The sequence below is a fragment of the Microcoleus sp. LAD1_D5 genome, assembly GCF_036702115.1.
GTDB lineage: Bacteria > Cyanobacteriota > Cyanobacteriia > Cyanobacteriales > Microcoleaceae > Microcoleus.
This window is the reverse complement of the sequence record NZ_JAUBSA010000004.1, coordinates 110638-132932: the sequence shown is the minus strand read 5'-3', so window position 1 is coordinate 132932 and position 22295 is coordinate 110638. Positions and strand designations below refer to the sequence as shown.

General features: G+C 46.8%; 13 protein-coding genes. 5 read left to right on the top strand and 8 right to left on the bottom strand.

The window, feature by feature from the left end; all coding sequences use genetic code 11:
• Positions 1 to 8 precede the first annotated feature (8 nt).
• A complete protein-coding gene (treZ, locus tag QUA70_RS03460) occupies positions 9 to 1832 on the bottom strand; it encodes a malto-oligosyltrehalose trehalohydrolase (RefSeq protein ID WP_333345019.1) in 1824 nt (607 codons plus the stop codon).
• Positions 1833 to 2148: 316 nt separating this feature from the next.
• Here treZ and QUA70_RS03455 point away from each other — a divergent pair, with 316 nt between their 5' ends.
• Together QUA70_RS03455 and QUA70_RS03450 are read left to right on the top strand one after the other, a co-directional pair.
• Positions 2149 to 4209 carry an amylo-alpha-1,6-glucosidase gene (locus QUA70_RS03455; RefSeq protein ID WP_333345017.1) on the top strand — a complete coding sequence of 687 codons (2061 nt, stop codon included), beginning with the start codon at positions 2149 to 2151 and terminating at the stop codon, positions 4207 to 4209.
• A 35-nt stretch (positions 4210 to 4244) separates the two neighbouring features.
• A complete protein-coding gene (locus tag QUA70_RS03450; protein ID WP_333345015.1) occupies positions 4245 to 5285 on the top strand; it encodes a glucokinase in 1041 nt (346 codons plus the stop codon).
• A gap of 175 nt (positions 5286 to 5460) precedes the next feature.
• Here the strand turns inward: QUA70_RS03450 and QUA70_RS03445 are convergent, their stop codons facing one another.
• From QUA70_RS03445 to QUA70_RS03425, 5 genes are all read right to left on the bottom strand, one after another.
• Positions 5461 to 5910 (bottom strand): EVE domain-containing protein, encoded by a 450-nt coding sequence (locus QUA70_RS03445; RefSeq protein ID WP_333345013.1) that lies wholly within the window; start codon positions 5908 to 5910, stop codon positions 5461 to 5463.
• Positions 5907 to 8258 (bottom strand): FHA domain-containing protein, encoded by a 2352-nt coding sequence (locus QUA70_RS03440; protein WP_333345011.1) that lies wholly within the window; start codon positions 8256 to 8258, stop codon positions 5907 to 5909. Before QUA70_RS03440 ends, QUA70_RS03445 begins: the two co-directional genes overlap by 4 nt.
• Positions 8259 to 8349: 91 nt before the next feature.
• Entirely contained in the window at positions 8350 to 10233 is a 1884-nt protein-coding gene (locus QUA70_RS03435) for an ABC-ATPase domain-containing protein (RefSeq protein WP_333345009.1), read from the bottom strand.
• 168 nt (positions 10234 to 10401) lie between these two features.
• A complete protein-coding gene (locus QUA70_RS03430) occupies positions 10402 to 11439 on the bottom strand; it encodes a M28 family peptidase (protein WP_333345007.1) in 1038 nt (345 codons plus the stop codon).
• A 352-nt stretch (positions 11440 to 11791) separates the two neighbouring features.
• Positions 11792 to 12370, bottom strand: a complete 579-nt coding sequence (locus QUA70_RS03425) for a hypothetical protein (protein ID WP_333324553.1) — start codon at positions 12368 to 12370, stop codon at positions 11792 to 11794.
• A 342-nt stretch (positions 12371 to 12712) separates the two neighbouring features.
• On the opposite strand from QUA70_RS03425, the gene QUA70_RS03420 reads away from it, so the two are divergent.
• The gene (locus tag QUA70_RS03420; protein WP_333324551.1) at positions 12713 to 16060 is read left to right on the top strand and encodes an EAL domain-containing protein; all 3348 of its coding nucleotides are present in this window, start codon (positions 12713 to 12715) and stop codon (positions 16058 to 16060) included.
• A gap of 172 nt (positions 16061 to 16232) precedes the next feature.
• Here QUA70_RS03420 and QUA70_RS03415 read toward each other — a convergent pair whose 3' ends face one another.
• Entirely contained in the window at positions 16233 to 16550 is a 318-nt protein-coding gene (locus QUA70_RS03415; RefSeq protein ID WP_333324549.1) for a helix-turn-helix transcriptional regulator, read from the bottom strand.
• Between the two features lie 253 nt (positions 16551 to 16803).
• Between QUA70_RS03415 and QUA70_RS03410 the strand changes: the two genes are divergently transcribed.
• Both QUA70_RS03410 and glgP read left to right on the top strand, forming a co-directional pair.
• Positions 16804 to 17064 carry a hypothetical protein gene (locus tag QUA70_RS03410; protein ID WP_333324547.1) on the top strand — a complete coding sequence of 87 codons (261 nt, stop codon included), beginning with the start codon at positions 16804 to 16806 and terminating at the stop codon, positions 17062 to 17064.
• A gap of 111 nt (positions 17065 to 17175) precedes the next feature.
• Entirely contained in the window at positions 17176 to 19734 is a 2559-nt protein-coding gene (gene glgP / locus QUA70_RS03405) for an alpha-glucan family phosphorylase (RefSeq protein ID WP_333345064.1), read from the top strand.
• A gap of 639 nt (positions 19735 to 20373) precedes the next feature.
• Here glgP and mnmG read toward each other — a convergent pair.
• The gene (gene mnmG / locus QUA70_RS03400; RefSeq protein ID WP_333345005.1) at positions 20374 to 22290 is read right to left on the bottom strand and encodes a tRNA uridine-5-carboxymethylaminomethyl(34) synthesis enzyme MnmG; all 1917 of its coding nucleotides are present in this window, start codon (positions 22288 to 22290) and stop codon (positions 20374 to 20376) included.
• Positions 22291 to 22295 lie beyond the last annotated feature (5 nt).

The window sequence follows — 22295 nt, the reverse complement described above, 5'->3', positions numbered from 1 at the left end:
CGTTTTAATTACTCTAATTCATAGAGTGCGAAACTCTGCGGTTTAATGGTCAATTTTTGCTCGGAAGTTATCTTTTCAGGCAAGCTAGAACCTGAACCCATCCATTTTTCATCAGCCGAGTCTAAAATTTTGTGACCGTTGCCTTGGGGCAGTGCAGCCGTAAAAGCGACATCTTGCGTGTTGAAGTTTAGAATGCAGAATATCTGGCTGTCATCTGTCCAGCGACGTAGAAATAAGATTTTTTCCGCTTCAATGCTGGAGACTTCTAGACTGTTTTTGTCGAGTTTTTTAAGGGCTGGTATTGTCCGGCGCAGTTGAATCAAATGTTGGTGCCATTCCCAAAGGATTTTGTGTTTGCCTTGGGTTTGTTTTTCCCAGTTTAACTTACACTTATCGAAAGTCTCAGGACTCTGGGGGTCGTGAAACTCGCCTCGACCTTCAAAGATTTTAAATTCTTGTTGTTTGTCTTTGCGGATAGCTTCAATTAAGTTTTCGTCCGAGTGGGAAACGAAGTAAAAAAACGGTGCTTCTTCTCCGTATTCTTCTCCCATAAAAAAGAAGGGAATGTAGGGAGAAATTAAAACTGTGCCTGCTGCAAGTTTCAATCCTTCAAAGTCAATTATTTTCGAGAGTCTGTCTCCCAAAATGCGGTTGCCGATTTGGTCGTGGGTTTGGGCAAACACCAGAAACTTATGACCCGGTTCATCCTTAACAGAATTGCCGTGTTTCCGCTTTCTGTGGGGGGCGTACTGGCCGGAGTAAACAAAGCTTTCTTTGAAGGCTTTTTCTAAGTGTTCGCACTTGCCGAAATCTTGGTAGTATCGCTCGTCTTCTCCGGTGAGCAAGGCGTGCAGTGCGTGGTGGAAATCATCGCACCATTGGGCGTCTAGTCCGAAGCCACCGAGTTCTTTGGGACGTACAGTGCGGACATCATTTAAGTCACTTTCGGCTATTAAGTAAAGTTGCCGTCCTATTTCTTGAGAAATATCGGCTGTGGCATCGGATAGTTCTTGTAAAAAAGGTCTTGCACCTACTTCAAATATTGCTTGAATGGCATCTAATCTCAGGGCATCGATGTGATAGTCTCGAAACCAGTAGAGGGCGTTTTCAATAAAGTAGTTACGCACGCCGTCGCTGTAGGCATCGTCGAAGTTGAGGGGATCTCCCCAAATTGAGCCGTATTTTGATGTAAAGTAGGGGCCGAAGTCCCTGAGATAATTTCCTTCGGGGCCGAGGTGGTTGTAAACTACATCGAGAATTACTGAAATGCCGTGTTCGTGGCAGGCGTTGACGAGTGTTTTGAAGCCTTCGGGGCCGCCGTAGGAGTTTTGAACGGCGTAGGGATATACGCCGTCATATCCCCAGTTTCGATCGCCAGGAAATTGGGCTACTGGCATTATTTCGATTGCGTTGATTCCCAATTCTTTAAGTTGTTTTAGCTGGGGAATTATTGCTTCAAATGTTCCGGCTTGGGTGAATGTGCCGACGTGCAGTTCGTAAATAATCATTTCGGCTAGCGGCACACCTTGCCAATTTGTGTCACTCCAAGTAAAGATGTTTTCATCTATTACTTGCGACGGAGCGTGTACGCCTTGGGGTTGATATTTTGAGGCTGGGTCTGGTCGGTCGGTTTTTCCTTCGATTTGGTAAGTGTAAAGGGTTCCTGGTTCGATGTCTGTAGCTGTGGTTTGCCAATAACCTTCTGCTGATTGTTGCAGGGGTATCAGGCGTTTTTTTGGAGAAACAATTTGGACTGCGATTTGTTTGAGGGTGGGCGCCCAAACGGTAAATTCACACTGGTTATTGCCGAGGTAATTTGCTCCTATCTTCACTTTGAGCTGTTCTCCTTATAAAATAGGTTGGTAGTTCGATCGCCCGACGCGCTATCAAATGCTTGCCCTTAACGTTCAGCGCCTGTTTAGACGGTAATATTACTTAATATAACAAACAACTAACTTTAGACAGAGGCATCAAAGGCTAAAATTGTGTAAAGGGCAAAATTAGCGGTTGGTGAGGCCTAAATTAGAGCAGGAATCGGCACGGGGGCGATCGCCAAATTAACGGCCTAGAAACGTTAATATTTCTGGTTGATATCATGTCGAAAATCTACCTAAAGGTAGGCAAAAAATCAGCGCGAGTGTGTGTTTTATGGTTATGGCTTTTGGACGGGAAATCTGCTGCAATCTCGACTCGGCGGAGTCTCGCGAGTGGTTGGTCACAAACGGGATCGGCGGTTACGCTAGCGGGACGATCGCAAATCTCCTCACCCGCCGCTATCACGGCTTGCTGGTAGCCGCCCTCAAACCCCCGCTGGGACGCACTTTGATGCTCGCCAAGCTGGACGAAACGGCTGTGTATCACGATCGCGCCTATCCGCTTTATACAAACCGCTGGGCCGACGCGACGATGGAACCCCACGGCTACAAATACATTGAAAGCTTTCACCTCGAAGGCACGACGCCTGTTTGGAGGTTTGCTCTCGCCGACGCTATCCTGGAAAAGCGGATTTGGATGCAGCAAGGTGCTAACACAACATATATTCAATACCGCTTGCACCGCGCCTCACAACCGATCGCCCTCGCTGTCAAAGCCCTGATCAACTACCGCGACTACCACCACACAACGAGCGTCGGCGACTGGCAGATGAGCCTAGAAACCTTGGAAAGCGGGGTATGCGTGACTGCATTTCCCAAGGCTGCACCCCTGTACCTGCTGACAGATGCCCCACCAGAGGCCACATTTCGAGTCTCTGCGCCCTTATACAATTGGCATTACGGATTTGACCTAGCAGCCGAAAAGCGGCGCGGATTGGACTACTGCGAGGATCACTTGCACGCGGCGACTTTTCACATGACGATCGCACCGGGAAGTTCTCTCACATTGATAGCCAGCACCGAGAAAAATACCGAACTCAACGGCGATACAGCTTTAGAATCCCGCCACACTTATGACCAACAACTGCTGCAAAACTGGTCAAAAGTGAGCGAATCTCCCGACTGGATCAATCACTTAGTGCTCGCCGCCGACCAATTTATCGTCAGCCGCCCGCTACCGGAGGAACCCGAAGGCAAAACGATCATCGCTGGATATCCCTGGTTCAGCGACTGGGGGCGCGACACGACGATCGCCCTACCCGGTCTCACAATCTGTACCGGGCGATGGGAAATTGCGCGATCGATTTTGCGGACTTTTGCGCGGTATGTCGATCGGGGGATGCTGCCGAACCGCTTCCCGGATGCGGGTGGCGCACCGGAATACAACACCGCAGACGCGACTCTGTGGTACTTTGAGGCAATTCGCGCTTATATCGATGCCACGGGGGACGATCGACTTTTGAGCGAACTCTGGCCTACCTTATGTGAGATTGTTGATTGGCACATACAGGGAACTCGGTATAACATCCGCCTCGATCCCGATGACGGTTTAATCTACGCCGGCGAAACCGGCGTGCAACTGACTTGGATGGATGCGAAAATCGGCGATTGGGTGGTGACGCCTCGGATTGGTAAGCCGATCGAACTCAGCGCGCTTTGGTACAATGCTATACAAGCTATGGCAAGTTTTGCTCGAAAATTGGGCAAGCCTCACAATGAATACCAGCAATTGGGCGATCGAACAGCCGCCGGATTCACTCGCTTCTGGAACGCCTCAACCGGTTACTGTTACGACGTTCTGGACGGCCCCGACGGACACGATATTTCCCTGCGGCCCAACCAAATATTCGCCGTTTCCCTGCCCCTAGACTCGATTCCTCCTCACTCCGCCAACTCCTTGTCAGGGGGGATGCGGCAGGAAACCCGCTATACACCGTTACTGACGCCCATCCAGCAGCGCGGCGTGGTGGACGGCTGCGCTCAACAGTTGCTCACTTCTGTCGGCCTCCGCAGCCTCTCGCCACAGCACCCGCAGTATCGCGGCGTATACGGAGGCGACCAATTGCAGCGCGACAGCGCCTACCACCAGGGCACAGCTTGGGGCTGGCTGATTGGCCCGTTTGTCTTGGCGCACTTGCACGTATACAAAGACCCAGCACAAGCGATCGAATTCCTCGCCCCGATGGCACATCATATAAGAGCCGGCGGAGTTGGCAGTCTGGGCGAAATTTTTGAGGGCGACGCCCCCCACTCGCCGCGGGGCTGCACGGCTCAAGCTTGGACTGTGGCTGAGGTGCTGCGGGCTTGGTTGGCAATTAATACTGTGGGTGTTTAAATGGGGAATGTTATCTTTGGTGGAAAAAGAGATTTATGGCATTATTATTAGCGGGCGATATTGGCGGAACTAAGACAATTTTGCGCTTAGTGGAAAGGACTGTTAACGGTGAAATGAACGCTCTTTACGAGTTTCGCTATCCGAGCGGGGAGTTTCCCGATTTAGTACCGATGGTGCAGCAGTTTTTGACGGAAGCTGCTATGAAATTGGATTTTGCGCCATTGCCTGAAAAAGCTTGTTTTGCGATCGCAGGCCCGGTGGTTAACAACACTGCAAAACTGACTAATTTGCCTTGGGTGCTAGAAGCAAAGCGTCTGGAACAAGAATTAGGAATATCACACGTTAGTTTAATTAATGATTTTGTCGCGGTTGGCTACGGCGTGTGGGCTTTGGACGATCGAGATTTGCACACTTTGCAAGTTGGAAAACCCCGCCAACACGATCCAATTGCTGTGATTGGTGCGGGTACAGGTTTGGGAAATTGTTTTGGAATTCCCGAGGCAAATGGCATCAGGGTTTTTTCTTCGGAAGGGGGACACGGTGACTTTGCTCCTCGTTCGGAGTTGGAGTTTCAATTGCTAAAATATTTGTTAGCCAAACACGACATTCAAAGAATATCGATCGAGCGTGTGGTTTCGGGACAAGGGATTGTTTCAATTTACCAGTTTTTGCGGGACAAAAAGTTTGCTCCTGAATCGCCGGAGATAGGGGAAGTTATCAAAAAATGGGAGTCAGAAATCGGTAAAACCGAGAAGACTGTCGATCCGGGGGCGACAATTGCACAGGCGGCACTCAAAAAGTGCGATCGGCTTTCCGAACAAACAATGCAAATGTTTGTAGAAGCCTACGGTGCAGTGGCGGGAAATCTTGCTGTGACACTGTTACCTTACGGCGGTTTGTACATAGCTGGCGGCATTGCTGCTAAGATTTTGCCGCTGATTCTAGAAGGGGGTTTTATGCGAGCTTTTACCCACAAAGGCCGGATGGATTCGCTGTTAGAAATGATGCCAGTTCGATTGGTTTTGAATCCCAATGTAGGGTTAATTGGTGCGGCTGTTTGTGCGGCCGGTCTTTAGGAGATTGAAATCTTGACCGCCCCAATCCCCAGCAGTAGGGTGCGTCAGTCTTGAAATTCTCAATTAGCACAAAAATTATCAGGCTGACGCACCGATTCTTACCCGGTGCGTCAGTTCTGAAATTATGGGTTTGTCGCGCAAATAATGGTAGCTGACGCACCCTACTTAGCTATAGTTATCTCATCTTCAAAATCTTCTGGGCCGCACTTTCAGAGACCGGCATCACCGATAACCGATTGCCTTTCCTCACCAGCAAAATCTCATCAGCACTAAACTTTTGTTTCAGTTCATCCAAAGATATTAACTTCGCAAACTCCTCAACAAACTCAACTCTCACAGTTTGCCAGCGAGGAGCATCAAACGGCGATTTAGGATCGTAATATTCGCTATTCATATCGAACTGAGTAGGGTCAGCAATCCCTGTTTCCACGACGCGCACCAACCCGACTATTCCCGGAATTTTAGTATTAGAATGGTAAAAAAATACTAAATCTCCGTGACTCATTTCTCGCATAAAATTGCGCGCTTGATAGTTGCGAACGCCATCCCAAATGGAAGTGCGATCGCCCTTCAAGTCCGCAATACTATAAACATCCGGTTCCGACTTCATCAGCCAATAATTCATAGAATATCTTTCCGCTTCTGCAACCACAGAGTCAACATCAAATAAACAAAAATATGCACGCACAAAATACCCCAATTTAAACCCAAATTCTCCCACGTTGGATCGTAAACAGGAGTAGGCTCAAACGGCTGAGGAAGCGTACTCCCATCCGGTAATGTAGTAGGCGCGGGAACCATCCCATTCACATTAACTAAAGAGCCGTAAGCACCCACAGACCAGCGGCTTAACATCAACCAAGAAAACTTGCTCGCCGCACCTTCCATCTTAAACAAAACTCCCGAAAAAATAATCTGAGGCAGCAATAATAGAGGCAAAGCGCTGTTAGCTTGAGAGCTATTTTTAACAATAGCGGAAACGACTAAGCCGAGACTTATGCAGCTCATCAAAGTTAGGAATGTGGTAATACTTGCTCCCACTGGCCAGGAGATAAAACTCGGTTCGGGGGATTTAAAAGCAATCAGAATAACTCCTACCATTAACAGCGTTTGCAATACTGCCAAACCTGAAAGTATAAAAACTTTTGAACCTAAATAAGCAAACAATCCTAAATTGACCAAACGTTCTCGCAGATAAATAGCAGATTCTTTAACAATTTCTTGCAAAGAAGTTGCCAGTCCTACCCAAATAGCCGCGCAGGTAAATACAAATAAAACTCTGAGCGCTAAAGGTGCTAAAGTTGCCTCCGGTTCGCCAATTAATGGGTCTTTATCTCTGACGGCTAGCCGCAGTAAACTAATGCCGATAGGCGCTGTTAAAAGAGCTAAACTCAAGTTAACTAAGTCGCGGGAAACGAGTTGAAAATAGCGCTGGGCGAGCAAAACGAGTTGTTTGACAAAAGATTGAGATTTTGGTGCAGAAGGTATTTTTGCCTTAGCGTTTCCTGTGCTGAAATGGTTGACAATATAGCGCTGATAGTAGGGAGATTTATTAAACTTTTCTGCCCAGCTTTGAACGTTGGTTTCTCCTGTTTCTAATTCGTTGTAAATGTCTGCAAAATCACTTGTTTTGACATTGAAAAAATCGAGCGCTTCCCTAGGGGGGCCGAAGTAACAAAGGCGTCCGCCGCGACCCATAAAAACAATCCGATCGCACATCGTGATATTTGCCGTCGCGTGAGTCACCAGAATCACCGTCCGGCCTTGGTTTGCCAACTTTCGCAGCAGTTGCATCATCTTCTTATCCAAACCCGGATCGAGTCCTGAAGTGGGTTCGTCTAAAAAGAAAAGTTTCGGGTCTGCTAACAGTTCAACTCCGATACTGACTCGCTTTCGCTGTCCGCCGCTAAGCTGTTTTACTAAAGCCTTGCGACGGTGAGTCATTTCAATATCTTCTAAAGTTTTTGCGACTACCTGCTTGACATCTGTATCGGGAGGTAAGCGCAATTTAGCTGCATAACTCAAGACTTCTTCTACTGTCAAATCTGCGTGAACAATATCATCTTGAGGCACGTAACCGATTTGATTGCGGTAAATATTGAAGTTTTGGCGCAGGTTGTCGCCATTGAGAAACACAGCGCCGTTAGTAGTTTTTTCGATGCCTAAAAGCGCCCGCATTAAAGTAGATTTGCCAGCACCGCTACCGCCGACTAAAGCCACAAACTGCCCCGGTTCGATCGCCAAAGTGATGTTATCCAAACGCTTCGGAATCACCAGGCTGTCAGCATCCAAACGAATTTGATGGCCGGAGTCTTGCATCTGCAACTCACCGCTGCGGTAAGTTAGAGTAAACGGGCCGATCCGAATTGTATCTCCCTCGGACAACTGTACAGAATTTGTCACTCGCTGACCATTAACAAAAACCCCGTTAACGCTGTGGTCTCGCAAAATATAATTGCCGCGACTGTCTTGGTCGATTGTGGCGTGGCGTCTAGAAACAAGCGGCGCATCTAATTGCAGCGAAGCGTTTGGATCGCGACCCAACAAAACCGACCGATTCTTAAGAAGAATTGACTGCTTGCTAGGGACAGCAACCTGATTCGCCAGCGGATTAAAATAACTCAGCAAAACTTGATTTTGAGGATCGAGACCGATTTTAATTTCAGTGCCGTTTTTCAGACAATAACCGTCATTGGGAGTGATGCGAGTGCGATCGACAAATAAGCCATTAGTGCTCGGCCGCTGCCCGTCACCGTCGTAAATCCAGTAATTATCCCCAATTTGGCGCAAAACAGCGTGAACGCCCGAAACTGCCCGCCAGGGTTCGGGAATGACTAAATCCGCACGAGTGCGATCGCGCCCCAATACGTGCTGCTGCTGTTTTAACTCTAGCTGTAAAACCTCGCCTTGATTGCTTAATACTAAATAAGGTCGATCGCTTAAAGCAGTCAGTTGTCCTATATTGCCTGTCATACTTCAATCGCGGTTTTTGCACTCACTTTTGTCAGCATATCAAAAAGTGGAAGTCATTAGTCATTAGTCATTAGTCATTAGTTGTTAGTCATTAGTCATTAGTCATTTTGGCAACAACCGACAAACTGCGAAGCCGATTAATTGCCGCCGCCAATTCAAACCGCCGAAACATGGCAAAATCCCCTTCAGGAAAAGGTGATAAAATATCCATCCCCTGCGCGTCAATATCTGCCATCACCAAATCTATGATTTCCGACAAAGTGCGTTTTCCGTCCATGTATTGCTGCTTAGCATAAACCATTGCCGCAGCGATCGCCCTTAACTGTCCGCTGTCCACAATTTGCTCAACAGTACCCAAATCAATCTCCTCAGTTCCGAAAGCCAATTCATCAACATCCCGCACCTTCACCCGCACATCTCGCCGTCCCCGACTCGGATCTAAACTAGCAGGAATCGGCACTCTTTGAGTAATCTCACCAAAATTTTCTCCCCCTTCAGCAGCGCGACTAATCGAGTAATTTTTAGCAATCTCTTTAGCTTTTTCCGTCACATTATATGCTTGAAAATTATCCAGGGCAATTACAGTATCTGCAACCTCAAAATAATCGCCGCTTCCGCCCATGACTAAAATAGTCGATACGCCATAATCCGCATACAAATGTTTAATTTTATCAATAAATGGTGTAATCGGTTCCTTATCCTTAGCGATGAGTTCCTGCATTCTGCGATCGCGAAGCATAAAATTCGTCGCTGCCGTATCCTCATCAACTAATAAAATAGGCACTAAATCCCCTTCTGAAATAGCGACTAATTGCATCTCTAAAACAAAAGATTGAGCTTCTTCCTTCTTCCCTCTTCCTTCTTCCTTCTTCCCTCTTCCTTCTTCCTTCTTCCCTCTTCCTTCTTCCTTCTTCCTTCTCCCCACTTCCAAAGCCTCAATAATATTAGCAGCTTGCGACGTGCTACCGCTCGCATTTTCAGTATAAAATTGTGCAGTATCTCTACCTTGTGGCAAGTGGTTAATAAAAGGCGAAATATCAACTCCCGCCACACTTCTGCCATCTTCGGCTCTAATTTTAACCGCCGCCGTACTTGTCACCACAAATTCCCGACCATCTCCCGGAATTCGGTTGTAAACTCCCAACTCAATCGCCTTGAGTAAAGTGGATTTGCCGTGATAACCGCCCCCAACAATCAAAGTAATACCAGCGGGAATACCCATACCGGAAATCAAACCGCGATTGGGACAATTAAACTCAACTTTTAACGACGGCGGCGATTGAAAAGCCACAGCATTATTTAACAAAGGACTGTTGTCAACACCACTGCGGCGGGGCAAAATAGAACCGTCAGCAACAAACGCAACTAATCCGTTTTCAGCTAACTGCTGCCGCAGGCAGTCAGCATCTTCTGCAGTTTCAACGTGACGGCGACATTCAGCAGCATTTAAGTTAGCATGATTCAGAGAATTGCTGACAATTTGCGGAATATCTTCGCACAGCATTTCAGCAGCTTGTCGCCCTAAGATACTGCGTCCTCCCGCTGGAAGTCCGACGGCAAATCGCAGTTCAACTCCTCCTAAATCTTCGATATCGGATGTATTTGAGGAAATGATAAATGCGGAAGTTCGCTCTAAAACTTCTTGTCCGAAGCCAGTCACTGCAATCATACCGCTTTTGCCAGTGCCGCGTTTGCTGCTGATGCTGTGTGCTGCTTTGTCAAACTGGCGAGTTAGGTAATCTCGCAAGGCTATTTCTCGACTGCGAGACTTGAAAAGTTCGCGGGGAATTTGAGCAATGTTTGGCGGAACTATGACTCTAAATTTACTGGGAGAAGCAAACGGATCTCCCTGCACGTAATCAATAATTAATGTGAATTCAGAAAAGTCGTAATTACCTTGAATATCTTTGTAGGCTTTGTAGCCTCGATTGTCTAGTTGCAGTAAATGCCGTTGCAGGCTTTCTTTGTTAGTCATTTTTTATTAGTTATTACTTATTTGTTATTTGTTATTTAGCTGGTTCCTAGGCAGAGCCTAGGAACCGATATCCAGAGGCTCTGCCTCGCTTGCTTTGCGTGGGAAAATCGGAGGCAGAGCCTCCGGATATGCGTTACCAGGCTCTGCCTGGTAACGAGAAGTTACCAATTACCTAATTTCCAATAATTTAGCCACGGCATTAACAACAATTTGAGCAGAACCGGCGAAAAAAGGTCGATCGATAGTTGCTAATGTATCGCTAGATTGGTGATAGTGGGGCGATCGCAAATTTGCAGTATCCGTCACCAACACAGCACCAATTCCTTTATACCAGAAAGGCGCGTGGTCGCTCCGTAAAACATCGGGAGTCAGCAACCCTTTCAGGGGAACCGGCAGCGCCACCACAGGCGGCAAATCGGCTTTTCCCGACTCCGCAAAACTTTTCAATAGCAGCGGATGTTCCGCATCCCCAATCACAGCGATAAACTCGCCTTTGTCGGGAGAAGTTACCCCCGATGCTTCTAGAAAAGGTTGCGCTGTCAATCCTTCGGGATATTGCTGGCATCCGGGCGTGCGGCAGGCATAACCTACCATATCCAGGACGATCGCACCCTGCAAATTTTTTAACCGCGCCTCGCTACCGGTGAATGCTAAACTGCCTAAAAGTCCGAGTTCTTCCCTGTCGAAAAATGCTACCTGCAATGTCCGAGGCGTGGGGCGAGAACCCAGCAATCTTGCTACTTCTAAAACTACTGCAACTCCCGTCGCATTGTCGTCAGCGCCTGGGGAGTTTGGTACAGTATCGTAGTGTGCTGCCACTAAAATTGCACCGGCGTTTGAGTCAGTGCCTTTTCTCTGAGCGAAGACGTTGATGCCGCGATCGAACGGCTGCAAATCTGCGGAAAATCCTAATGTTTGCAGTTGTTTAGAAATGTAATCTCTAGTAAAAGAGCGAGATCCTTCTCCCTCACGTTCTCCTGCTAAAGTCTCGACGTGTTTCCACAACCGGGACGGGTCAATTTGGGGTTTGTCGGCTGCATTTTTTTCAGCATAAAATGGTGAGGGAGAGGGGTTTGGGGAAATGTGGATATTGCGCTCGATTGAAACTTCCGGTACAGCCGACAACCGCTGCCACGAGTCAGAACGCCAACCCACAGCCGCCACCGCAACCAGAATAAATAGCGCTATCCAAATCAATTGTTTCATCAGTAAGTCTATGTGAGATTTTAGACAGGGATTACGCACTCCTCACTCTCATCAACCGGGTTTTTTAGCGGAAGCGAGGGCTGCAACAAAGTCTTTTCGTAAAACCCGGTTGATGCGTCCAGAACAGTTATAGTTTAGATTTTAGGTGGACACCAGAGTTAAAAATAAACCTGTTTCAAAAAATGAAACTCAAAAATCTTAAAATTAACTGCGCCAGAGGCAGTTTTGTATTTTTTATCTAAAAAAGCAGGTAAAAGCCTTGCGATGTTGCCGTCGAATCTGTCTTGCTTATTGGATCGTTCGACGGCTACATTCAAATCACGAATTTACCTTGAAACTTTAAAAGTAAAAACTACTTTTTTTCCCACTCAATCTCCTTATTCTCCAAGATCAACCCGCTGCTGCTGGGAACAGCGTAAGGAATAGTTGTTGCAGAAAATTTGACTATTTGAGTTGGTTGTTGAAACCACTCGGAATAACTCGGATTTAGTTGGTCGTAGAGTGCTTTTAAAGCTTGGATTTCTACCTCTAGCTGCGCTGCGACTTGATTGATTTTGCGAGCTTGTGCTTGCAAGCGCTTTTCCCCGGTTTGAACAGTGTTTTCTACTTCTTGCCAGTGCTCTCCGGCCAGCATTTTTTCTAGTTCACCTTGCTTGTAATTGAGTAAAGCCTGTTTTTGTTGCAGTTGCTTTTCAATATTTTTAGTCTCTCGGTCAATTTCCTGGATTTGCTGCAACCACTGCTCCCCAAAAGCAGCAGTTTGCTGGTGGAACTCGGCAATGGCTTCAGGAGTATTATTTTTGGGAAAACTGACTGCCACTCGGCACTCAGAGCGCTGTACGCCAAGTTTTTCCCGCGACTCTTGCAGGGCAGTAACTTGTGCTTGCAGCGCGCGGACTTCTTTTTGGAGTTCTGGGATGGTCTGACTCATGGGTTCAATTAGGGGACCTCTGCATCGATTTTAAGCTAATTGTTTATTTTTCTAACAAATCCCGGTCGCCTCCTTGCGGGAATGATCTAATTTTAGCGCGCTCCCACCCGGTGTCTACGCACAATGGCGGATAATTTGTGGCACAATGGCTGATGACACATTTTAAATTAAGATTAAAATTGTAATTAGTTATAAGGCTAAATTCTTAGCTTGGTAAAATTTAATTTACAAATCCACATAAATTAAGGTTGGCTCCGTTTTGCTATGACACCTCAAGTTCTGTTCAATTTTTTTATATTTTTGATGGCAAAAGCATCTTTTTAAAATTAGGAGCAGGAGGAAATGAAAATTATCTATGGATTAATTTGGGGATATTTAACTGCTGCTATTTTTGGTGTGGAATGTTGCATTAATGCAAAAATATTGTTGGCAAGTGTAGGGGAGGGAAACGGCAATCGCGCTTTAGGATCAATTTTGGTTGCGCCTGAGAAACATAGCTATTTGCGATCGACATCTCGCCCTCCTGCGTCTGCAAGCGCCGACTTATTGTTGGAGAAATTATCCCACATAAAGTCAGTAAATTTACGGACTGACAATTTTATACAATCTGAGGAAATCCCGGAGAAAGAGCGTACTTTTAGGTTAAAAATAATCGGTTCTTATCTGGCTTTTATTTCTGTAGTAATCTCATTATTGATCAGGACGAACACAGTAAATATTTTATCCCAGGGGATCGGGTTAATCAAAGCCAAGTCTGAAACAGGGAAGAACAAGTTACCAGAAGGAGAAAAAGTGTTGTATCCAAAAAAAGAACAGGATATCTGGGATACTATTGCCCAAATGACACAAGATTTGCAGCAAACTGCCGAATATGCCCTCGATATTTGCGAGGAAATGAACGTCTCGATAATTGCGACTACACCGGGCGGTCATATCCTGTCGTTAAACCAAGCTACCTGTCAACTTTTGGGATACTCTAAAAAAGAGTTGTTAGGTAAACCAATAGCCGGACTTTTTAAGAAAACTGAATCACCTGCACCCGAGTTAGAGTTAGCAAGTTTAACAGCCGAAGGTTCTGTCCGCAACGTCGAAAAAGTCTACCTTTCTAAACAGCAAAAAAAAATAATTGTACTGCTTTCTATTTCACTTATTCGCGACGGTAAAGGCAAGGTCAGCGGCAAGTTATACATAGCACAAGATATTACCGATAGCAAGCGGGCTGAAAGAAATTTGCGCCGCAGTGAAAAAAAGTTTCGCCAACTGATAGAAACTGTGAATGCTGTGGCATTTATCTATCACCGCAGACAGTTCCGTTATGTCAATGCTCAGACAGAAGCTCTGACAGGATATACTCGCGAAGAATTACTAGCATTGGATTTATATGACTTAATTCATCGAGATTTTTTAGAAATAGTTAAAAAATGGGGTAAATCCAGTGACGCGCGCTCAACGGCCGGGTCAAAATATGAATTAATAATAGTCACGAAAACTGGAGAAATGCGCTGGTTGGAAGCAACTGTAGATATTATAAAATTTGAAAAAAAAGCCTCGATCTTAATCACAGCGTTTGACATCAGCGATCGCAAATTAGCAGAGTTAGAACTAGAAACATCTCTTTCGTTGCTTCAAGCAACCATTGAATCTACTGCTGACGGTATTCTGGCGGTTGACAGTGGAGGCACAGTGCTCACCTTTAATCGCAAGTTTGCCGAAATGTGGCACTTGCCGGATTTCCTGCTGGATTCGAGAGATAACAAGCAAATTTGGGAGTTCGGAATCAATCAGTTAAAATACCCAGAAATATTTCTCAACTGTGCTAAAGAATTGTCCGATCGCCCCGCAGCAGAAAGTTACGATATCATCGAGTTTACAGATGGCAGAATCTTCGAGCGCTACTCGTTGCCCCAGCGCACGGGAGGCAAAATTACTGGTCGAGTATTCAGCTTTCGGGATGTAACGGAACGGGTGCAATCCGAAGAAAAACTACGCAAAAGCGAAGAACGCTTTCACCTGCTGACGAGGGCGACAAATGATGCCGTATGGGATTTTGATTTATTAAAAAATGAGTATTGGTTGAGCGAAGAATTTGAAAAAGTTTTTGGATACAAACTCAACGAAACTCAGACGATAGAATTAGAATCGTGGTGGCTAAATATTCATCCCGAAGAACGGGAAAGAGTGATGTTAAGCTTCAACGAAACAATGAACTCAGACGCTCAATGTTGGTCGGAAGAATACAGCTTTCACCGTGCAGACGGGGGATATGTTTTTGTGCTCGATCGCGGCTACATCATCCGCAATGAAAGTGGCAAAGCAGTAAGGGCGATCGGTACGATGATGGACATTACTCAGCGCAAGCAAGCTGAAGAAATTATTCGCTATCAAGCTGTTTATGACCAACTCACTGGTTTGCCGAACCGGATACTTTTTAACGAGCGGCTGCTGGCTTCCTTAAAACAAGCTAAACAAACCAAAAAAATGCTAGCTGTGATGTTTTTAGACTTGGACAGGTTCAAAAAGATTAATGATACACTAGGTCACGCTGCAGGCGATCGCCTGTTAGAAGGTTTTGCCGGACGCATCAGCGACACTTTGCGATCGACTGACACGGTTGCCCGCTGGGGAGGCGACGAATTTACCATACTGCTTCCCGATATCAATTGCTTAGAAGATGCAGTTAAAACAGCTCAAAGAATCCTCCACAATTTAAAGCCTGCATTTAAACTAGAAGGACAACCCTTTCATGTTAGCAGCAGCATCGGCATTGCCCTTTATCCCGATGATGGTGAAGATGCCGAAACTTTAGTCAAAAATGCCGATGCCGCCTTGTACCGCGCTAAAGAAATGGGAAGAAATAACTATCAGTTATATACTTCAACAATTAATCCCCAAGGGAGCCAGTTACTCACTATAGAACACAGGCTGCACGAGGCTTTAGAACAGGGAGAATTTGAGGTTTTCTACCAGCCAAAAGTCAACATCACTACTTGGAAAATTCAGGGCATGGAAGCCCTGCTACGCTGGCAACATCCACAATTAGGTTTAGTTACTCCCACTACATTTATTCCGATCGCCGAAGAGAACGGGCTCATTGTAGCTATTGGGGAATGGGTACTGCAAACAGCCTGCACTCAAAATAAAGCTTGGCAGGATGCTTTGCAGCCAGATTTGCGGGTAGCAGTCAACGTTTCGGCTCGGCAGTTCCAGCAATTTAATTTATTAGAAATGGTAGCGAACTGCTTGGAAAAAAGCGGTTTAGCACCCAAGTATTTAGAGTTAGAAATTACCGAGACTACAGCCATGCAAGATGTGGATTATACCACAAAAGTTCTCAGGGAGTTGCAGAATATGGGAGTGCAAATTGCGCTGGACGATTTCGGCACGGGTTATTGTTCTCTAAATTATCTCAAAAAGTTTCCCTTGAATATCTTAAAAATAGATAAATCCTTTGTCAGCGGACTGACGACTGATCCCTGCGAACGGGCGATCGCCAAGGCTGTAGCGACACTGGGGCGCGATTTGAACTTGAGCGTAGTAGCAGAAGGAGTAGAAACTCAAGAGCAGTTGGAGTGTTTGCGCGAACTCCACTGTCAAGAAATTCAGGGTTATTATTTCAGCCCTGCCCTCTCGGCTGGTGATGCTACCAAACTTTTGGTAAATTCTATGTTGAGGAAAGTGCAAATGGCTTAATTAATCATTAGTCATTAGTCATTAGTCATTAGTTATTAGTCATTTGTAGGGTGAGTGAGTCGCGGTTCAAGATTTATCTATTGGTAACAATAGTTAATCTGCGCGCCTCACCCATCCATAGGGATTTGGTGCTTCGTTCACACCCGAAAGTTATAGTTATTGACCGAGAATCTTAGTCTCCGGACTGGTTTTCCTGCGCTGCACCCCCAACATCATCGCTGCTAGAGCGCTTCGGCGGACCTAAGTTGTCGGGCAATTCGTTAAGATTCTTGCCCAAAGCGTGACACAGCGCTTTAACTTGAGGAATTGTCAGCTCAGGGGCGTCAAGTCCTCGCTCCCAATTGCTAATCGCTTGTCTAGTTAAAGTTTTTGCTCCTGTTTTATCGGGGATTTGGCTTGCGAGCTGAGATTGAGTTAAACCGACAGCCTCTCTTAATACTTGCAAGGCTGGCTTGGTATTTGGATCTTGATTGGGCTTCTTTCTGGACATATCAGCAAAACAAAGCAAGCACACTTGATAAACTGCGAGGTCGCAAGTATGCTTGCTTTTATAGACACGACAAAAAGCGGTCGGGCGGGCCTGACATAGGGTGTTTAGCTTGCTCAAACCGCCTTAACATTAGTGTCTCCTATTAGTGCAAGTGTTTGATGTCAAACACGTGCATACCCCTTAACCTGCTGAGGTTTGGGCTGCAAACCAAGCCCCTTTCTCTCAAAGGCGTTAAATCAGAAGTGAAAATCAGATGAAATCAGCGGCACAAAATCAGGTAGTGCATCAACTCAAGGTCATGGAAACCAACTTGCACCAAATCCAGTGCAAGCTTATTAAAACCTCCGTTTTAAACTTGTGGCAAATAGTTTTGCCCGACGGAAAGAGAATTTTGCTGGAACACGCGGGCGGCGGACACTGGATTTTTCGGTCTAGTGGCATTGAGAAATCTCATCAGGAAGTGCGGCAAGCGGTTTTAAGGGCGATCGGCATTTGCTCGCGCCACCGCAGTTAAGGTAACAGCCGATCGCCCGCCCTTGTTAAAACTTAAAATAGTGTGCAGAATAACGGACTTGTACCCAAAGACAGAGGAAAATATCGCTACTCCAACATAAAAGCTTTGTCTATGCAGCCGATTCGCACATTTAACGTTTCCCCGTCGCTACCGGCAATTCTCGAACCCCTGCGCCAGCTTGCCTACAACTTGCACTGGGATTGGAACGTTGATACCAAAGACCTTTTCCGCCGCCTCGATCGAGACCTCTGGGACTCCAGCAACCAAAACCCGGTGCTGATGCTCGGAACCATATCTCAAGAGCGACTGCAAGAAATGGCAGAAGATGAAGGCTTCATTGCCCAAATGAACCGAGCAGCCCAACAATTAGACGATTATCTCAAAAATCGCGCCTGGTACCGCAAACAGCGCGACACCGAGCAGCAAGAATGCTACGCTTACTTTTCGATGGAATTCGGCTTAGTTAAAGCCCTACCGATCTATTCCGGCGGTTTGGGCGTGCTCGCAGGCGACCACCTCAAATCAGCTAGCGATTTGGGCTTGCCCTTAGTCGGTGTCGGCTTGCTATACCAAGAAGGTTATTTTTCGCAGTATCTCAACGCCGACGGCTGGCAGCAAGAACGCTATCCGCTCAACGATTTCTACAATATGCCGCTGCACCCAGAACGCAATCCCGACGGTTCGGAATTGCGGATTGAGGTAGACTATCCCGGCCGCAAGGTGTACGCCCGGATTTGGCGAGTACAAGTGGGAACGGTTCCTTTGTACCTGATGGATACAAATATTGAACCTAACAGCCGCTACGACCAAGATATTAGCGACCAACTGTACGGCGGTGACAAAACTCTGCGGATGCACCAAGAAATCATGCTGGGCATCGGCGGCGTGAAAATGCTCAAGGCATTGGGGCTGACAGTTACGGCTTATCACATGAATGAAGGCCACGCGGCTTTCATGGCTTTGGAACGCATTCGGATGCTGATGGAGGAATATCACCTGAGTTTCGTAGAAGCGGAACAGGTGGTGGTTTCGAGCAGTATGTTTACGACTCACACGCCGGTGCCTGCTGGGTTTGACTTGTTCGAGCCGGATATGGTCATGCACTATCTGAGTCAGTATCCCAAGATATTTGGCTTGTCGCAAAATGAGTTTTTGGGATTGGGCCGGGAGAATACTGGCGATTTGTCCGCACCTCTGAATATGGCAATTTTGGCAATTAAAATGTCGAGTTTTGTCAACGGGGTGGCGGCTTTGCACGGTGTGGTGTCGCGCCCGATGTTTCAGGGTTTGTGGCCGGGTTTGCCGCAGGAAGAAGTACCGATTACTTCGATTACCAACGGGGTGCACGCTCGCAGTTGTGTGGCGAAGTCTACTCAGGAGTTGTACGATCGATACCTTGGCCCGGACTGGGAAATGACCGGTAAGGACGATCGACTCTGGGATCGGATGTCGTCGATTCCTGATGAGGAATTGTGGCGCAATCACGAACGCTGTCGCTCGGAGTTGGTGGTGTTCGCACGGGAGTGGCTGCAAAAGACTTTGCGTGAGCGCGGTGCGGCCCAAACGGAAATCGAACACGCGCGGGAGGCTCTCAATCCGAAGGTACTGACGATCGGGTTTGCACGCCGTTTTGCTACTTACAAGCGGGCGACGCTGTTTTTGCGCGATGTCGATCGAATCATGCGGATCATGCGCGATCAAAATCGCCCGGTGCAGTTTGTGATTGCTGGGAAGGCTCACCCTATGGATATTCCGGGTAAGGAATTGATTCGGGATATCGTTCACTTCATCCGCGAGCACGAGACGATGAGTTCGATGGTGTTTTTACCGAACTACGACATTAACGTTGCTCGGATGATGGTGTCTGGCTGCGATGTGTGGCTGAATACGCCGCGCCGCCCGCGTGAGGCTTCCGGTACTTCCGGGATGAAAGCTTCGATGAATGGTTTACCGAATCTGAGCATTCTTGACGGATGGTGGGATGAGGCTGATTATGTTCGTACCGGTTGGCCGATCGGACATGGGGAATTTTACGAAGATACTAAGTATCAGGATGAAGTCGAGGCTAATGCTTTGTATGACTTGATGGAAAAAGAAGTTGTACCGCTGTTTTACAACCGGGATGCTGATGGAATTCCCCGCGGTTGGACGGCGAAAATGAAGGATTCTATTCGCTTGAATTGTCCTTTGTTCAATACTGCTCGGATGGTGAAGGATTACGCGCGGCGGGCATATTTCCCGGTGAGCGATCGATTCTTCACGATGACTTCGGATAATTGCGCTCCGGCCAAGGAGTTGTCTCACTGGAAGAAGCACGTTCTCGCGAAGTGGCACGATATTAAGATTGAGGCTGTTGATATTTCTCAGGATAAGGAAGTTAAGGTCAATCAGTTGATCGCTGTTAAATCTCGGATTAATCTGATGGGATTGACCCCTGCGGACGTGCAAGTTGAACTTTATCAAGGTTCGGTTGATGCTAACGGCGATATCATTGGTGGCGTGCCGGTGGTGATGGAGTATTTGGGAGAAGATTCTCACAATGCTAGCCTTTATACGGCTGACATTACTTATACTTCTAGCGGTTTGCAAGGTTTGTCGTTGCGGGTTTTGCCGAAGCACGATAATCTCAGCAGTCCTTATGAAGCTGGCGTGATTCTCTGGGCACATTAGTCAGTAGTCAGTAATCAGTAGTCAGTAGTCAGTAGTCAGGAGAATAAAGGAAGATTTTCCTACTTCTCCCTCTCTCTGACTCTCCCACTTTTGTTATCGAAGCTGGGGAATGACTATTTAGCCGATTGTGCAATGATCGCCCAATACCAAATTCCGCTCTATTTCCTAGTACCACCAGTGACCGCGTATATAAGCGTGCAGCAAGGCATCTCGCTGGTCTTCTAAGGCTTTGAGGTTGGCAAAAATGGTGGGAATTTCGGGGATGTTTGAACCACGGATGAACGCTGATTTTTATACGGGATGTTTGCGAAATTCTGACTTGGTTCGAGGATTGATCAATATCTACAATATACTGGCAGCATTTCATCAATTAGAGTTGAGATTCTGCCCGTTTTCCTTTTTTGTGGCATTGCTGAATACAGGTATAAATTCAAGATTTCGGAATTTTTATAAGCCCAGTCGGGTGAGTTTTGTAACATCAAGCGAAAAGTTGATTCATACCGTGACTCAGCAACGCCCAGAATCTATATCCATCAATTTGAAAGCCGCCAAACAAAATAGTGGTTCCACAAGAGTCACACTTTTTCACACTGCGATTTCATAAAATTGAAGGAAGCCTTGAGACACCTCTAGTTTAGCTTATTTACCTACACCCGCTGGCTGCTGACGGTTTCGCACTTCCAGAAAAATCAACAAAGCATTAACATCAGCCGGATTTACCCCGCCAATTCTGGCCGCTTGGCCAATAGTCAGTGGCTGCACTTTAGTCAACTTTTCCCGCGACTCTTTCGAGAGAGTTGTAATTGCCATGTAATCCAAATCCGCAGGCAATTGTCGGCGTTCATGTCTGACAATTTCATCAATTTGATTTTGCTGTTTTTGCAGATAGCCCGAATATTTGATGTCAATTTCTGCACCCTCTTTCTCAGCCAACTTCAGACTAGAATTGCCTAAATTGTACCGTTCCAAATCGACATAATGAAAACCCGGACGACGCAACAAATCAGCGAGAGTAATTGAACCTTTAATCGCTTGTTGAGTGTCTGCCAAAATTGCCTTGCCAATCTCCTCGTGCTCTTTCACCCGCGTCGAGTACAAGCGTTCCTTCTCTGCCACAATATTAGCTTTTTTCCGCTCAAATAACTCCCACCGCCGATCGCCAATCAAACCAATTTCCCGTCCCAGCGGCGTCAAGCGTTGGTCAGCATTGTCCGATCGCAATAATAGCCGATATTCCGATCGCGAAGTCAACATCCGGTAAGGTTCCCGCAAATCCTTCGTACACAAATCATCAATCAAAGTCCCGATATAACTTTGCTCGCGAGGAAACACAATCATCTCCTGATTTTTCGCAAACCGAGCTGCATTAATCCCCGCCACAATCCCCTGTGCAGCCGCCTCCTCATATCCGGTCGTACCGTTCACCTGACCCGCGCAAAATAGCCCTTCGATCTTCTTAGTCATCAGCGTGGGAAAGCACTGAGTTGCCGGCAAATAATCATACTCAACAGCATAAGCTGGACGCATCATCTCGCACTTTTCCAAACCAGGAAGAGTCCGCAACATTTGCAATTGCAAAGTTTCCGGTAAACCAGTCGAAAAACCTTGGATATAAAGTTCAGGAATATCTCTACCTTCCGGTTCAATAAAAATCTGGTGACTTTCCTTATCCGCAAACCGTACAATTTTATCTTCAATACTCGGACAATAGCGCGGCCCCTTCGCATCAACCCAGCCGCCGTAGACTGGAGAAAGGTGCAAATTGTCTCTAATTAACTGGTGAGTTTCAGGCGTAGTTCGAGTCAAATAACAAGGCATTTGTTCCCGTTCGATCCAAACTTCTGGATCGAAACTAAACCAGCGAACTTCTGCATCTCCCGGCTGCGGTTCCAGGTTGGTATAATCCAGAGTACGTTTGTCAACTCTTGCCGGAGTTCCTGTTTTCAACCTGCCAGTTTCAAAGCCCAAACGATTGAGAGTTTCCGTCAAACCAACGGCGGCAAATTCTCCGGCACGTCCGGCGGGCATCGACTTATTGCCTACCCAAATTGTGCCACCTAAAAAAGTACCTGTGGTCAGAATTACAGCTTTGCATTCAAAAGCGACGCCGAAGTATGTTTCGACTCCGATTACTTCTTCATTTTTGCCCAAAACTAAGTCTGTTACCATCGCTTCTCGGATGGTCAAATTCTCTTGGTTTTCAACAATATTATTCATCACAGCGGCGTATTCCCGCTTGTCAGTTTGTGCTCGCAGGGCCCACACTGCGGGGCCTCGTGAAGAGTTGAGGATGCGCTTTTGTAGATAAGTGCGATCGGCCATTTTGCCAATTTCCCCGCCTAACGCATCAACTTCGTTAGTTAGTTGGGTTTTAGCGGGGCCGCCGACAGCCGGATTGCAAGGTTGCCACGCAATTTTGTCGAGGTTGAGGGTGAGGAGAAGGGTGCGACAGCCGAGGCGAGAAGTGGCGAGGGCGGCTTCACAGCCGGAGTGTCCGCCACCTACTACGATGATGTCGAAACTGTCTTGGAATTGTACTGGTGTTTGTGCGGTCATTCGAT